Source organism: Candidatus Pelagibacter bacterium nBUS_28 (assembly GCF_051200915.1).
GTDB lineage: Bacteria > Pseudomonadota > Alphaproteobacteria > Pelagibacterales > Pelagibacteraceae > Pelagibacter.
This window is the reverse complement of the sequence record NZ_CP172844.1, coordinates 408,837-423,109: the sequence shown is the minus strand read 5'-3', so window position 1 is coordinate 423,109 and position 14,273 is coordinate 408,837. Positions and strand designations below refer to the sequence as shown.

Annotated in this window: 16 protein-coding genes; 4 read left to right on the top strand and 12 right to left on the bottom strand. The window is 27.6% G+C overall.

Going from position 1 to position 14,273, the window contains the following annotated elements; translation table 11 throughout:
• Positions 1-18: 18 nt before the first annotated feature.
• Positions 19-627, bottom strand: coding sequence for an arylesterase (locus tag ACIJYC_RS02150; protein WP_435167302.1), 609 nt, complete (start codon positions 625-627; stop codon positions 19-21).
• Between ACIJYC_RS02150 and ACIJYC_RS02145 the strand changes: the two genes are divergently transcribed.
• A complete protein-coding gene (locus ACIJYC_RS02145; protein WP_435167299.1) occupies positions 626-1,291 on the top strand; it encodes an ABC transporter ATP-binding protein in 666 nt (221 codons plus the stop codon). The two genes, ACIJYC_RS02150 and ACIJYC_RS02145, sit on opposite strands and share 2 nt — an antisense overlap.
• Complete coding sequence (locus ACIJYC_RS02140) at positions 1,275-3,812, top strand: ABC transporter permease (RefSeq protein ID WP_435167296.1); 2,538 nt, start codon at positions 1,275-1,277, stop codon at positions 3,810-3,812. The genes ACIJYC_RS02145 and ACIJYC_RS02140 overlap by 17 nt, the downstream gene beginning before the upstream one ends.
• On the opposite strand, the gene ACIJYC_RS02135 is transcribed toward ACIJYC_RS02140, so the two are convergent.
• Entirely contained in the window at positions 3,799-4,323 is a 525-nt protein-coding gene (locus ACIJYC_RS02135; protein ID WP_435167293.1) for a hypothetical protein, read from the bottom strand. The genes ACIJYC_RS02140 and ACIJYC_RS02135 overlap by 14 nt on opposite strands.
• 29 nt (positions 4,324-4,352) lie before the next feature.
• A complete protein-coding gene (locus ACIJYC_RS02130) occupies positions 4,353-4,820 on the bottom strand; it encodes a cytochrome c (RefSeq protein WP_435167290.1) in 468 nt (155 codons plus the stop codon).
• Between ACIJYC_RS02130 and ACIJYC_RS02125 the strand changes: the two genes are divergently transcribed.
• Positions 4,815-5,342 (top strand): cytochrome b, encoded by a 528-nt coding sequence (locus ACIJYC_RS02125; protein ID WP_435167287.1) that lies wholly within the window; start codon positions 4,815-4,817, stop codon positions 5,340-5,342. The genes ACIJYC_RS02130 and ACIJYC_RS02125 overlap by 6 nt on opposite strands.
• Here the strand turns inward: ACIJYC_RS02125 and ACIJYC_RS02120 are convergent, their stop codons facing one another.
• From ACIJYC_RS02120 to ACIJYC_RS02100, 5 genes are read right to left on the bottom strand one after another with little or no spacing between them, the layout of a single operon-like run.
• Positions 5,343-6,035, bottom strand: coding sequence for a 3'-5' exonuclease (locus tag ACIJYC_RS02120; RefSeq protein ID WP_435167284.1), 693 nt, complete (start codon positions 6,033-6,035; stop codon positions 5,343-5,345).
• The gene (locus tag ACIJYC_RS02115) at positions 6,019-7,482 is read right to left on the bottom strand and encodes a DUF294 nucleotidyltransferase-like domain-containing protein (protein WP_435167281.1); all 1,464 of its coding nucleotides are present in this window, start codon (positions 7,480-7,482) and stop codon (positions 6,019-6,021) included. Before ACIJYC_RS02115 ends, ACIJYC_RS02120 begins: the two co-directional genes overlap by 17 nt.
• Positions 7,475-8,191, bottom strand: coding sequence for a class I SAM-dependent methyltransferase (locus tag ACIJYC_RS02110; protein ID WP_435088800.1), 717 nt, complete (start codon positions 8,189-8,191; stop codon positions 7,475-7,477). Before ACIJYC_RS02110 ends, ACIJYC_RS02115 begins: the two co-directional genes overlap by 8 nt.
• Positions 8,166-9,365 (bottom strand): MFS transporter, encoded by a 1,200-nt coding sequence (locus ACIJYC_RS02105; protein WP_435167279.1) that lies wholly within the window; start codon positions 9,363-9,365, stop codon positions 8,166-8,168. The genes ACIJYC_RS02110 and ACIJYC_RS02105 overlap by 26 nt, the downstream gene beginning before the upstream one ends.
• Before the next feature lie 28 nt (positions 9,366-9,393).
• A complete protein-coding gene (locus ACIJYC_RS02100) occupies positions 9,394-9,831 on the bottom strand; it encodes a DUF4396 domain-containing protein (protein WP_435117374.1) in 438 nt (145 codons plus the stop codon).
• Positions 9,832-9,856: 25 nt separating this feature from the next.
• On the opposite strand from ACIJYC_RS02100, the gene ACIJYC_RS02095 reads away from it, so the two are divergent.
• Positions 9,857-10,540: an MBL fold metallo-hydrolase gene (locus ACIJYC_RS02095; protein ID WP_435167276.1), complete on the top strand. Its 684-nt coding sequence runs from the start codon at positions 9,857-9,859 to the stop codon at positions 10,538-10,540.
• On the opposite strand, the gene ACIJYC_RS02090 is transcribed toward ACIJYC_RS02095, so the two are convergent.
• The 4 genes from ACIJYC_RS02090 to ACIJYC_RS02075 are packed head-to-tail and all read right to left on the bottom strand — an operon-like array spanning position 10,533 to position 14,231.
• Positions 10,533-10,850 carry an AzlD domain-containing protein gene (locus ACIJYC_RS02090; RefSeq protein ID WP_435167274.1) on the bottom strand — a complete coding sequence of 106 codons (318 nt, stop codon included), beginning with the start codon at positions 10,848-10,850 and terminating at the stop codon, positions 10,533-10,535. The genes ACIJYC_RS02095 and ACIJYC_RS02090 overlap by 8 nt on opposite strands.
• The gene (locus ACIJYC_RS02085) at positions 10,847-11,533 is read right to left on the bottom strand and encodes an AzlC family ABC transporter permease (RefSeq protein ID WP_435167271.1); all 687 of its coding nucleotides are present in this window, start codon (positions 11,531-11,533) and stop codon (positions 10,847-10,849) included. Before ACIJYC_RS02085 ends, ACIJYC_RS02090 begins: the two co-directional genes overlap by 4 nt.
• Before the next feature lie 12 nt (positions 11,534-11,545).
• Positions 11,546-12,604 (bottom strand): ABC transporter ATP-binding protein, encoded by a 1,059-nt coding sequence (locus ACIJYC_RS02080; protein WP_435167268.1) that lies wholly within the window; start codon positions 12,602-12,604, stop codon positions 11,546-11,548.
• Positions 12,605-12,611: 7 nt separating this feature from the next.
• Entirely contained in the window at positions 12,612-14,231 is a 1,620-nt protein-coding gene (locus tag ACIJYC_RS02075) for an ABC transporter permease (protein ID WP_435167265.1), read from the bottom strand.
• Positions 14,232-14,273 lie beyond the last annotated feature (42 nt).

Below are 14,273 nucleotides of genomic sequence, written 5' to 3'. Positions count from 1 at the left end.
AAAAATAATATTAAGTCTTTATAGATTTTCTAAGATGGCTTTTTTTAGAGTGTTACCAATGATAATTGTGCCTTGGTCATTTGGATGCATGCCATCACTTAAATTAAATTCAGGCTTTTGAGCTACACCTTCAAGTAGAAATGGGATTAGTTGTAAATTATGTTTTTTAGATAAATCAGAGAAAATTTTATCAAAAGATTTCTTATACTCAAAACCATAAGATGTTGGTGCAATCATGCCAGCTATGACTACTTTGATATTTTTGTTTTTTGCAATTTTAATAATTTCTTCTAAGTTATTTTTTGTCTCCTTAGGGTTTATGCCTCTTAGCATATCATTAGCTCCAAGACCTAGAATTATAAGATCAATATTAGTTTCTGATAAAGTCCACTCAACTATATTTAATCCACCTGCAGAAGTACTTCCTGAAACACTACCATTAACAATTTCTATTTTGTGACCTTCTAACTCTAAACTATTTTGCAAAACTACTGATAAATGTTGTTCCTTAGGTAATCCATAGCCTGCCATCAAACTATCTCCAAACAAAATTACTTTTTCTATTGCACTAACCTTTATGGTGACTAGACAAAATACAATTATTTTAATAATAAAACTTTTATTCATGAGCATTCTTCTTAAATTAAATAAGGTAAATCTTAAATACCAAACTGGTAAAGATAATATCAGAGTTTTAAAAGATATTAACTTAACTACCAAGAAAAAAGAGACAATATCTATTGTTGGTGAAAGTGGTTCAGGAAAAACTAGTCTTATTATGTTAATTGGAGGCTTAGAAAAAGCTACTACTGGAAAAATTTTTTTTCAAAATCATGAGATTACAAAATTAAGCGAAGATGAAGTCTCGGAAATAAGAAGAAAAAATATTGGGATTATATTTCAGTCATTTTATTTAATCCCAAATTACACAGCGGTTGAAAATGTAGCCTTAACTCTTGAGCTGAATAAATTCAAAAATCCAGAAAAAGAAGCAAAGCTATTATTAGATCGATTTGGACTTAATCATCGATTTAATAATTTACCAAGCCAACTATCAGGCGGAGAACAACAAAGAGTTGCGATAGCAAGAGCGATTGCAATGAAACCAGAATTAATCTTAGCGGATGAGCCTACTGGAAATCTAGATACTGAAAATTCAGTAATGATTTCTGATATATTATTTAAATACGTGAAAGAAGAAGGTTCCTCACTCATTATGGTAACTCATGATCCAAAATTAGCTAATAAAGCTAAAAGAAAAATTAGAATTAAAGATGGAAAAATTAAATAATCCGTCTGAATTAAATCTAATTATTAAGTATGCTTTAAAGGATTTAAGCAGAAATTATAAGAAGTTATCAAGCATCATCATAACTCTTTTTATCAGTCTTTTCATTTTAAGTGCCATCTTCACCATTGAAGATAGTTTAAAAAAAGAATTAAATGATAATGCTAAAGCCCTGTTAGGTGGCGACCTTGAAATTGACTATAATCGTAATGAAGGAAGTCTTAAACTAGTTAATCAAGTTAAAGAATTTGCAACCATTTCTCAAATGATTGAATTTAGCACAATGGTCTCAACAATCGGTAGAGAAAAGAATAAATCTCTTTTTACCAGAATAAAAACTGTAGATACTAAATATCCTTTGTATGGTTCAGTTGATTATGAGCCAGCAGGTGCATTTGATAGAATGCATAATGAGCCCAATACTTTGCTAATAAATGAAAGTTTATCAAAAAATTTAAACTTAAAAATTAATGAAAAAATTAGAGTTCAAAATCAATTATTTACAATTATAGGAGTTGTAAAATCTGTCCCTGATGTCAGTGGGTTTGTTGCTTTTGGTGATTGGGCACTTGCAGGAGATCAAACATTAGAAATTTTGAAACTTAATGGAATTGGTAGCTTTTTAAATTACGAATACAAAGTAAAATTCAATGAAACAGATGATGCTGGTAAAATAGAAAAAAAAATAGAGAATATATTTAAAGATGATCAAAAAGTTAAACTTAGATATCCTGAAAATTCTGCAAGTGGATTAAAGAGAATAATCAACAATTTTTCACAGTTCTTATCATTAGTTTCAATTAGTGCGATGTTGATTGCAGGAATTGGGATAGCAAATACTCTTCTCTCTTTTATTAATCAAAACAATATGTCTATTGCAGTTAGAAAAGCAGTTGGATTTTATTCAGGTAATATTAAAACACTCTATTATCTTCAATTATTTATCTTACTTTTAGTAATCACAACTTTTGCTTATGGCTCAAGTTTTTTAATTGTACCTTTTGTCGATCAATATTTATCTGACGGATTAGGGCTAAATGTTTCCCCAGTATTTTCGATTATAAATTTTATTAAAATATTTTTAGTTGGGTTATTAGTTCTTATTATTTTTTCAGTCCCAACCATTAGTTCAATCGATCAAGTAAAAGCCTCAAATTTATTTAGAAATGTATTTCAAAATTTAGAATTTTATTATTCAAAAAAATCTGCAGCTTTAAGTCTAATATTATTATCTATTTTAGTTTTATTATTTAGTTTTGGATCTGAACGCCCTATTTATAGTCTTGGATATTTTGTGACTTTTTTTGTTTGTTTAATAGTATTTTTTTTACTTTCAAAAATAATCATTTATTTTTTAAGAAAATTTAAATCTACTTCTAATATATCTTTAAAAGTATCGATTAAAAATATAACCCAGACAAAAAGTATTACTCCAATTACAATTATGTCTTTAGGTTTAGGAGTTACTTTGCTACTTACACTCGCGTTAGTTGGTACTAATTTTCAAAGAGAAATTGCAAAATCCATACCTGATATTGCTCCTGATTATTTTTTTGTTGGTATTCAAAAGGGAGAAAAAGAAATTTTTGAAAAAAATATACTGAATATGGATGCTAATGCAAAAATTGAGGTAGTACCGATGGTGTCATCTGGGATTATTAAGATTAACGGGATTAATCCAAATACTTATATAAAACCTGATAATGATAGTTACTGGGTAATTGGTAGTGATAGAAGATCTTCATGGGTAGATGAAGTTCCAGAAGATAATCCATTAACTGAAGGTAAATGGTGGGATCTTACCAAACCTAACCAACTTCAAATTTCTTTAGATGCTGAAGTTGCAAAAAATTTAAATATTAAATTAGGCGATGTATTCACGCTAAATATTTATGGTAGAGAAATTGATGGAGAGATAGTTAATTTTAGAGCGGTTGATTACCGTGATCTCAGTATTAATTTTGCTATGTTATTTAATCCTCAATTTGCAAATAATATTCCTCATGAATATTTAGCAACTGCAAAATTTGAAACAATTGAAAAGTTTGACGAGACTTCAATGTTAGATGTATTACCTAGTTTATCCATGATTAAGATTGCAGATTATTTGAATAAAGTAACTGATGTTTTGAACAAAGTTTTCATAGCAGTTACTCTTATTTCAGCAGTTACTATTATTATAGGATTAATTGTTATTTCTAGTGCTATTATGGTTCAAGGAAAAGTTAAAGAATATCAAAATTTAGTATTTAAAATTTTAGGGTTTTCAAAAAAAGAAGTTATTTTATCTTCCTTAATCGAATTTTTAATAATCTTTAATTCTGTAATATTGATAGCAACCTTTTTTGCGGTAACTGCCTCTAAATTTATTATGGAGAATATTTTTGAATTAGTCTGGGCTTTTGATTTTAAAGTTTTATTTAACATAGGATTGAGTATTGGATTGGTTACCTTAGCATTAATAATGATTACAAATTTAAAATACCTAAATCCTAAGGTTTATCCAATGATTAGGAACCAGTAGATTTCAATATCTCCAATGGAAGTGGTGCGTCAGGATATTTAACAATACATAATTCTTCATATTTTTTGCAAAAATCCATCAAAACTTTATGTACGTTATCTTTATTATTAAGATTTAAACTTTCAATCATTTGATCTCTCTCTAGTCCAAGTTCTTTAATCTCATTATTATTAACAAACTCACCAGTTTCAATTTCCCAAAAAGTGTTTTCTAACTCTTCATTACTTAACTCTTTTAGTTTTTTCTGAAGCTCATTAATTACCTCGTCATCAGTTTCTTTATCTTTCATGGGTGAATTTATTAACTTGATTAAACGCTTATCATTCAATCCATCTATAAAATGATCATAGGGTCTTCCTTCAGACAAATCTCTAAAATGATTTGAATTCAAATAACTATTAATTGCAGCCTTAGTGGATCCTTTTTCCTTACCTTTTATTACTGCTATTTGTACATAGACTTCTTGATGAATATAACTATCTAGATGTTCTTTTATTTTTACAGGTATCATAATTCTTATAAATTTTAGATATGCAAAATTTAATGCTCTTTTCTGTATTTTGAATGGCAAGCTTTGCAATTACCCCACATTAGCTTACCTAATGTGCCCTTAATATTTTCTGCATTTTCAATAACAGATGCTAATTCAATCATATCATTAGAAGATTTTTCCATTAAAGAATTAAACTTATCCTTTTCCTCCCAAATTAAGGGCAAAACTTCTGTCTTAAATCCTTCTTTAGTATTATCAGGAAACATTTCTATTAAAGTTTTATAATTTTCACTCATTTCAATCATTAATTTTTTTGCTTCATCAAAATCCCCACTTGATGAGAGTGATTGAACTTTTTTAGCTGTATTATAATTTTTTTTGAATAAAGCTTTTCTATTTTTAATTATTTCTTCTGATGATTGTTCAGCATTAACGCTTGGACTAATAAATATTGAAGTTATTAAAAATAAACTAATACCAATATTCTTAGCAATATGTTTAATTAGGCTATGCATTTGAAAAACACACTAACAGAGTATGGTTTAATTTCAAAATCATTACATTGGCTGAGTGCAATATTACTTATTGGACAAATTCCGCTTGGTTTTTATTTAGTAGATTTAGATTTTGGACCAGAGAGATTAAATATAGAAAATATTCATGTGACAGTTGGTTTGTCTCTATTTTACTTAGTTATTTTAAGATTACTTTATAAAATTTTTAATCCAACACCAAAATTAGAGCCAAGTATTTTTAAAGGTCAAAAATTTTTAGCGAAGCTAAATCACATACTGCTGTATGTGACAATTCTATCAATCACAATATCTGGAATTTTTAAAAAATTATTCAATGGAGAAACAATATCAATTATTTTTAAAAAAATTAAAATTCAAGATAATTTTGAACTTGGAGAATTATTTTATGATGTTCATGTTTTTTCAAACTATTTAATGATAGCTCTTATCATTATTCATTTAATGGCTGTGATTACCCATAAATTATTTTTTGGTGACAATTTATTAAAAAGAATTCTTTAGCTAATGAATATTTTTTGCATTCTTTATAATATGATGCAGGTTCAACCCTCTATCACACAATTTTATCAATCCTGTAATATTTGTTATTCCTAAATTTTTTGCTTTGTTTAAAAGAAACAAAAACAATCTAGCTGTTAACCAGCAATCACCTAGGGCAGAATGTCTAACTTGATCATCAGCTTTTATATTAAAGTGTTCACATAAACTTGTTAGTTCATAATTCTTTAAATCTGGGAAAAGGCCTGCAGTAAGATGAATTGTATCAATTGGCTGAATAACCTTCATTCGATTAGCAAGATTACTATTTTTAGCATTGTTTTTTAAAAATTTAATATCAAAATCAATATTATGACCAACTAAAACACTCTTTTTAATAAACTTTAGGATTTTATTTTCTATTTCAATTAATGTTGGTTTGTTTTTGACGTCTTCATCCTTAATGTTGTGTATCCTAGTTGATTGTTCTGGAATTTTTATTTGAGGATTCACTAGTTCATCCAAAATCACATCTTCTCTGATCTTAAATTCACTAATTTTAATAGAAGCAACAGATACAACTTTATCTCCCTTAGACACTCTCAATCCTGTTGTTTCTGTATCCAAAATTGCAAAATTAGATTGCTCAAGTGTTACTCGATTAAACAACTTTTGTTTTTCAAAATAATATTTAATCTTATTAAAAATACTCTTCACCAATATCTACTCTTACCCTTTGTTTTAATTTTCTAATTTGTTTAAGATAAATTTTTAAAACTTTTTTTTCTCTTTCAAGTAAAGTTTTTGGATCAATAAAATTTTTAATTGTTAAACCTTGTTTTGTTCTTTCAACTTGATTTTTAAGTAAAATATTTGACATAAAACGATGAGCATTTTTGAAAAAATCTACTTCATCAACAGTTAAAACCTTCAATTTATTGAGTTCATTTAATCGCTCAAATGTTGAAATTTTTGTAACCTTATGTTTGATTGAATATAATCTAATACTTTCTACCAACGGGAGTGTTCCTGTGTGTTTTAGGTTTAATAATCCTAAATTTTCCTTATCATTTTTTTCTAAAATAAATTGACCAAAAAAACCAATTGCGGCATCACTTTGTTCTTCACTAAAATACAAAAACTTTAATAATTTTTTTTCATGCAGTTTTTCGTTTAAATAAATCTTTAAATTTTCAGCTAGTTCTTTTTTACCATAAATAGATCTAAAATCGTAAAGCATATCAATATTTCTCATATCTTGAGGGGTGTGATTATCTAAAAATTGAGTAATTTGATTTTTCCATTCTGATACGCTTTTTCTCCACAATGGATTACTTGCCATTAAGTCTCCTTTACAAAAAGGAATATCACAGTCATCTAAGGTTTTTGTAAAATCCTTAGCAAGTTCATTAAAATATAAATCTACTTTTTTTGGGTCTTCATTGTTAGTTTCATAGATTATTCCGTTATCCTGGTCAGGATGCAGAAAACTTTCCATTCTTCCCCCTGAGCCCATAACAATGACTGAATATTCTGGGATTTTTTCTATTATATTTTTTTCCCCAACTCTTTTTTCTGCCAATCGAATTGCTCTACGGTAGATGACATTGTTTAAAAAACTTAATAAATATGAAATATCACCTGGATAAGCATTTCTAACTAACATGTTATTAGCTAAAATCACTTGTTGTTGTTTAATTTTAATTAAACCTGAAACGTCTTGCTCATCATAAGTCATTTTGTCAATTTGATTCACCACATCTCCTAATTCAGCTTGCAAAGCTGTATTCATATCAATCATTCCCTGTATTTTTAAACTCATATCTAAAACAGGAAGATGATTTAAATTTAATTTTCTCATTTTGCCTACCGCATGAAATAACAAATCATCCTCATAAACGAATTTAACTGGATGTGTCATAACCTGATCAACTTTTGTTTTCTCATCAGCACTAAAAGCGACCCTTTTAAGAATATCTTTTTCAGTTATTATTCCGATCATTTTTTCATTTTCTTGAATTATGACAGTTGATTTTTTTTCTTTTCTTAGTTTCTCAATAGTTGTTTTAACTAGTTCATTTTTTTCAACCAAGATAAAGTCATCAGTCATATAATTCATGACTTTATTAGTAAACAAATCTACACTGTTAGATCTTTTAGACATTTCTAGATATAATTATACATTGCAACTTATCGTTAAATATAATTTTTTTTTTAAAGTTTGAATTAATTTCATTCACTCCCTTTTTGATTTGATTTAGATCAAATTCTAATAATATTGAAATATACCTATCGTTAATCATTTGAAGGTATTTTGACTTTAAAATTTTAACTTTATAAATAAATTTTTTTGTCTTACTAATTTTGTTGTTTTTCTTTAGTAGTGCAATTATCTTTTTATCCCTATTCAAAGATTTTTTAAGTTTACTGTTCATTAATTTGAATGTAGGGATTTCATTTTTATATGGATCTAAAGTTAACACCATAATAACACCATTTGGTTTTAGATATTTTTTACAAAGTTTAATTAGTTTTTTGATTTCTCTTATTTTCAACAAGTGAATTGTTTGTTTTATTAAGATTAAATCAAAAAACTTTTTGTTTTTGTCTAAAAAATTTAAACCATTTGATTTTTTAAATCTAATTCTTTTATCTTTGTCTTTGTGGTCTACAATATCGATACCTGTAGGTTTAGATATTAACTTTAATTCATTATATAAGTTTCCAGAAATTTTGCCCCTTCCACACCCAATATCTAAAATTTCAGATTTAGAATCAAGATTGCTGTTTTTAATTAAGAATTTACTGAAAGATTTAATATAATCTTTTGAGGACAACCAAGTTTTATTATCCCAATTTTTTAACGATACCATTTTGTTTTTTTTTATAGAAATCTGCTCTTATTGAAATCAAAATAATCAATAAAACTAAAGGAATACAAGCTAAATTTATCTCATTCCAACTAAATTTTAAAATAGAGTAGCCTGCAGTTAAGCTTGCGATAGATTGTATGGAAAAAACTAATACATCGTTAAAACCTTGTACTTTAAATTTCTCACTTTCTTTATAACAGAGCACTAACAAACTAGTTCCTCCAATAAATAAAAAATTCCATCCAATGCCTAATAAAACTAAAGCAATTAAATAATTGATGAATGTTTGGTCATAAAAACTTAAGAAAATACAAATTAGATAAATTAATGCTCCTGAATAAATAATTGTCGAATGTCCAAATTTCTTTATCAATCTACCTGTAATTAATGATGGCAAAAACATTCCTATTATGTGTGATTGAATAACAATACTCGTTGAACCTAATGTAAATCCATGCATTTTATACATACTTATTGGTGTAGCAGTCATAATGAATGACATAATTGAATATGCAAAAGCAGCTGTCACAATTGCTTGAAGGATAATTGGGTTTAGTAATAATTCAATATACGATCTTTGATTTCCCTTAGTGTTTTCTTTAGGTTTTGGGTTTTTATCTGCTCTATAAAAGACTAATAGAAAAACTGGTATAATAGTTAAGACTGCTAATGAAATATATGATCCTGTATAAAGATGATCTGAAATTATATTTTTTGAAAAATTTGCAACGTTAGGACCTATTAAAGCAGAAAGAATTGTTGCAAGTAATAAAATTGAAATAGCTCTTGAGCTTTCATTTTTTTCAACTGTTTCAGCTGCAGCAAATCTATATTGATGGGTAAAAGCAATACCTGTTCCAATTACAAAACATGAAATGCAAAATAAGATAAAATTTTCAGTATAAATTGAATAAGCTCCAAGCAGTGATGCTAAACTTGAATATGTTGAAGATAATATAAATCCTTTTTTTCTTCCAATTTTACTCATTATCTTTGCTGCAAAAAAAGAAAATACTGCTGTACCAACAATTGATAATGATGTCGGTAATGTTGCTAGTGATGCAATTGGTGAAATTTTCAATCCTACAATTCCACTTATAAAAACTGTAATTGGTGGTGCCGTAAAAGAAAAAACTTGGCAAATAGTTAGAATAATTAAATTTTTATTGAGCACTTTGTTTTTTAATAGTTATTTTGAATTGTTAATGACAAGCAATTCCAAATTTTTTTAAACGCCAATAATTATAAGGCCAAGGTGTTAAAAAACCTACTATTAACATGATTGGCACTACCCACCAAGTAAGCATTGCCCCACCTGTTAGCAGATAGTCTGTAATATTCATTGTTATTTCCATACTTATCATCGAAATAAAACTCATACCCATTGCAGTTTTAAGTGCATTTTTAAATTCAATATTTTGTTTCACCAAAATAAAAGTTTCCAAAATAATACTAGTAATTAAGCCATTAATAATTGCTAAAATCATTATACCCAAAATTGGAAATGAAATGTTTGATAATTGAAAAAATAAGATTGTACCAAAATCTCCAATGGAACAACCAATCACACACCACATAGTATTTTTTGCACTTGTTTTCCAAGTGTGTTTACAAGTCCAATCAAATGTGGAGGTATTCATAATAATTTGATACTAATAATGTTAAATGATTTTTAAACAAGTATTTGACAAAAAAACTTCTACTTATACTTATCTAATTGCTTCGGCAAAAGGTCGCGAAGCTGTAATAATTGATCCAGTTTTAGAAAATGTTAATGAGTATATTCAGCTGTTAAGAGATCTTGATCTAAAACTTGTAAAAGTCATTGATACACACATTCATGCAGATCATGTAACAGGTGCCTCTAAATTAAAACAAGCCACAAATTGTGTCACACTTATGGGAGAGCATACCCCCGCTGATGCAGTTGAAATCAAAGTAAAAGACAATGAACTAATAAATATTGATGGTTTAGACATTAGATCCATTTATACGCCAGGACATACAACAGAAAGTTATAGTTTTTTGTTAGATAATTATCTTTTTTCAGGTGACGCGCTTTTAATTAATGGAACTGGCAGAACAGATTTTCAAAATGGAAGTTCAAAAGACTCTTACCATTCTATATTTGATAAACTTTTAAAATTGCCAGAGGAAACTCTTCTTTACCCCGGTCATGATTATAATGGTGAAAAAGTAAGTACTATTGGTAATGAAAAAAGATTTAATCCTAGATTGCAAGTAAAGAGCGTTGATGAATATATTGAAATTATGTCCAACCTTAATCTATCTAAACCAGACATGATGGATAGTAATGTTAGCAAAAATATTCAATTAGGTGCTAACTAAAAACAATAAAGATTAAAAACCAATAAGAAATCAATCCAGACAAAATAGTTGCTATAATATTCTTTGAAAAATAACCAACAATTACCGCAACTATAGCTCCAAATATTTTAGGATCATTCATCTCAACAAATGTTCCAAAATCATTTATAAAAATTGCTGGAAATATTATTGCTGGAAATACTGCTGAAGGAACATACTCTAATACTGCTTTAATTTTATCTCCAAGCATGTCTCTATCAATTAATGCAATCATAGTCATTCTGGTAAAATAAGTTAATATTCCCGCAATGATAATTGAGATCCAAGTCATTTTTTAAACCTCAATATTAATGAAGCTACAATTAAAGCAATAACTGGTGAGATTATTATATAAGATTTAAATGGAGCATCAAAAAACAATAAAGAACTTAAACCACAAGTGATCATAACAATTAAATGATCAATTTTTTTTAAATCTTGAACAACAATAGCTATAAAAGTAAGTGGTATTGTAAATTTTAACCCAAGTTCTTCAGGAACAAATGATCCTAAAATAATACCTGAAAGTGTTGCTATTTGCCAACAAACCCACATCGTACCTCCTGTTCCAATCAGATGGTAATGTAAGTGCTGCTCATTTTTATTTTTTTTAAAAAACTTATTAGATTCAGAAAATCCTTGATCCACAACAAAATAGGAAATTAATAACTTTTTAATAAATGATAATTTGTCAAGATATTCTGATAAAACTGCTCCATATAATAAGTGTCTTGAATTAATAATTCCAACAGATGTAATAGCTACTAAACTAGATGCACCTCCTGAAAGTACTTGTAAAAATACAATTTGTGATGCTCCACCAAAAATAATGATCGACATTGCATAGACTAAATATGGACTAAAACCAAGTTCAACTCCAATTGCCCCACAAATAATTCCAAATGGAATTACTGACAGCATGTGTGGAGAAATATCCATCATCCCCTTCGCAAATAACTGTTTTTTTGAAAACATCTGCCTCTTTTATTAAAAACAAACTATGTGATCAATATTAATTGGTCTCTTAATACCAAATTTTTCATCAACTTCATGTTGGTGCATATGGTGGGAGTGTACAAAAACTGGTATCAACAAATCACTTCCAGTTTTTAAAGTATAGATAAAGTTGGTGCCTCTAAATTTTCTATCTACAACCTCTAGCTTCAAATTACTCCGATCGTCATGCTCAAGATCTTCTGGCTGTAATAATAATTGAACATCAGAACCTTTTGGATAATGTTTAGTGAAATTTCCATTTATTGTTCCAAGATCTTTATTTTCTAGACTATTTTCTCCAGTAACTTTTGCAGGAATTAAAATCCCTCTATTTAAAAAATTTACAACTTCTACAGAGTTTGGGAAATGATAAACATTATAAGGGTCATCATATTGTTTTAATTGGCTATCTAAAATTATTCCACATTTACTTCCAAGATAAAACGCTTCATAAGAATCATGTGTAACTATAATTGTGGTAATTTTTAAATCAGTCAAAACCTGTTTTAGTTTAACTTGAATTTCTTCTTTAAAACTTTGATCTACATTTGATAATGGTTCATCTAATAAAAGTAAATCTGGTTTAGAAAGTAACGCTCTTGCTAATGCCGCTCTTTGGGCTTCTCCAGAACTAATTTGATGAGGAAATTTATCTTTAACATGCTCTAAATGAAGAAATTTTATAACTTCGTTAATAGTTAAACTTTTTTTCTTTTTTTTATTTCTTTCCGCTCCAAATTGAATGTTTTGAAGAACATTATAATGTGGAAAAAGTGAATTATCTTGAAACGCTAGTGAAATATTTCTATTTTCTGGTTCAACATGAACATCTTTAGATGAAATAGTTTTATTTTTTAAGGAAATTTTTCCTGATTGAATTTTCTCTAAACCAGCTATAGTTCTTAATATAGTTGTCTTACCAATTCCTGATGGACCTAGCAGGCAAACAATATCTCCTTCATTCTCAATATTTAATGAAACATTATTAACCTTATTTTTGTCACTTGCTGCAAAAGTAACATTTTCAATTTCTAAAAAGTTTTGTGACATATACCAATTAATCCTTAAGAATATATCTAGATGTAATTAAAATAAAGAAACTTGCAATAAGAATAAGAAATAACGATGGCGCTGCAGCGCTTTCAAGTAAATCTTGAGAAGCGTAAATGTATGCTTGAGTGGCAAAAGTTTCAAAATTAAACGGTCTCATTATTAGTGTAATTGGTAACTCCTTTATAATCTCTATAGAAATCAAAATACCAATCAATAGAATAGAATTTTTTAAGTAAGGTATATGGATATTTTTAAAAGTTTTAAATTTTGAGTATCCTAATAAATAAGCACTTTCATCAATCGAATAACTTATCTTTAAATAACCAGACTTAATCCCGTTGCTTGCTAGTGAATAAAATCTTACGAAATAAACTATGACCAAGCCTAAAATTGATCCAATAAAAATAGATTTGATATTTTTGAAATCAAAAAAACTAATAACATTATCATCAAACCATGAAATAAAAGTGATAAATGCAACAGCCAAGATTATTCCTGGTATCGCATAACCAGAGATCGAGAAAGTAGTTAAAATTTCTAAGAACTTACTTTTAGATAATCTATTTCCATAATTTGAAATAAATGCAAAACTAATTAAAACAAAACTAGATAACAAAACTAAGATTATTGTATTTGAAAACAAACTAATTAGATCTAAATCAATTAAATGTTTTGGGAAAATAATTGTCCAATAAAGCATTTGAAGGACAGGAAACAAAAAGCTTATAAAAAAAATTAAAAAACAAAAAGAAAAAGCCAATAAAGCTTTGTAACCATGCAAAGTTGTTAATGATTTTTTCTTAAATCCTCCTTTTGTAGGAGAATGATATTGTGCTTTTTTTCTAGATAAATTTTCTAATACAAATAATCCAAGTATAAAAATTAATAGATAAAAAGATAACTGATTTGCTAACGCTAGGTCATCAAATGAAATCCATGCATTATAAATTCCAGTTGTAAGAGTAGATATTCCAAAGAATGATACTGATCCGAAATCAGATAATGTTTCCATTGCAACAAGGGACAATCCAGCAACTATTGCAGGTCTTGCAGATGGTAAGATTATTTTAAAAAATGATTTTTTCTTGCTAAAACCAAGATTTTTTCCAAGTTCTATCAAATTTTGGGACTGATAATGAAAAGAAGCTCTTGTTAATACATAAACATATCCAAATAAAGAAAATGAAATTGCAACTATTGCTCCTGCCATACCATCAAACTTTGGTATTTGAGAATTATAATTACCCTCTCCAAACAAACTTTTTAAAATTGTAAACGCTGTTCCATAATTTTCAAAAAAGGCTGTTAAAGAATAGGCATAAATATAAGCTGGTACTGCAAAAGACAAAATCAATGCCCATTTAAAAAAATTTGAGCCTGTAAATTTATAAAATGAAACTAGGTAAGCACATGATACCCCAATTATAAAAGTTAGGAATAATACCCCTAGTAAAAGAGATATAGAATTGAATATATAATCGTAAAGAAATGTATTTTTGATAATCTCAGAATAATTGCTTGTGCTATCAAAAAAGCTAGAAAATACAGTAACAATCGGTATTGCTACAGCAATTGAAATAAAGAACGAAGTTAAATACCAAATATTTATCTTTCTTAAATACATACTTACCCTTTTTTTATTTAGTGAACATAATTAATAGAAGGG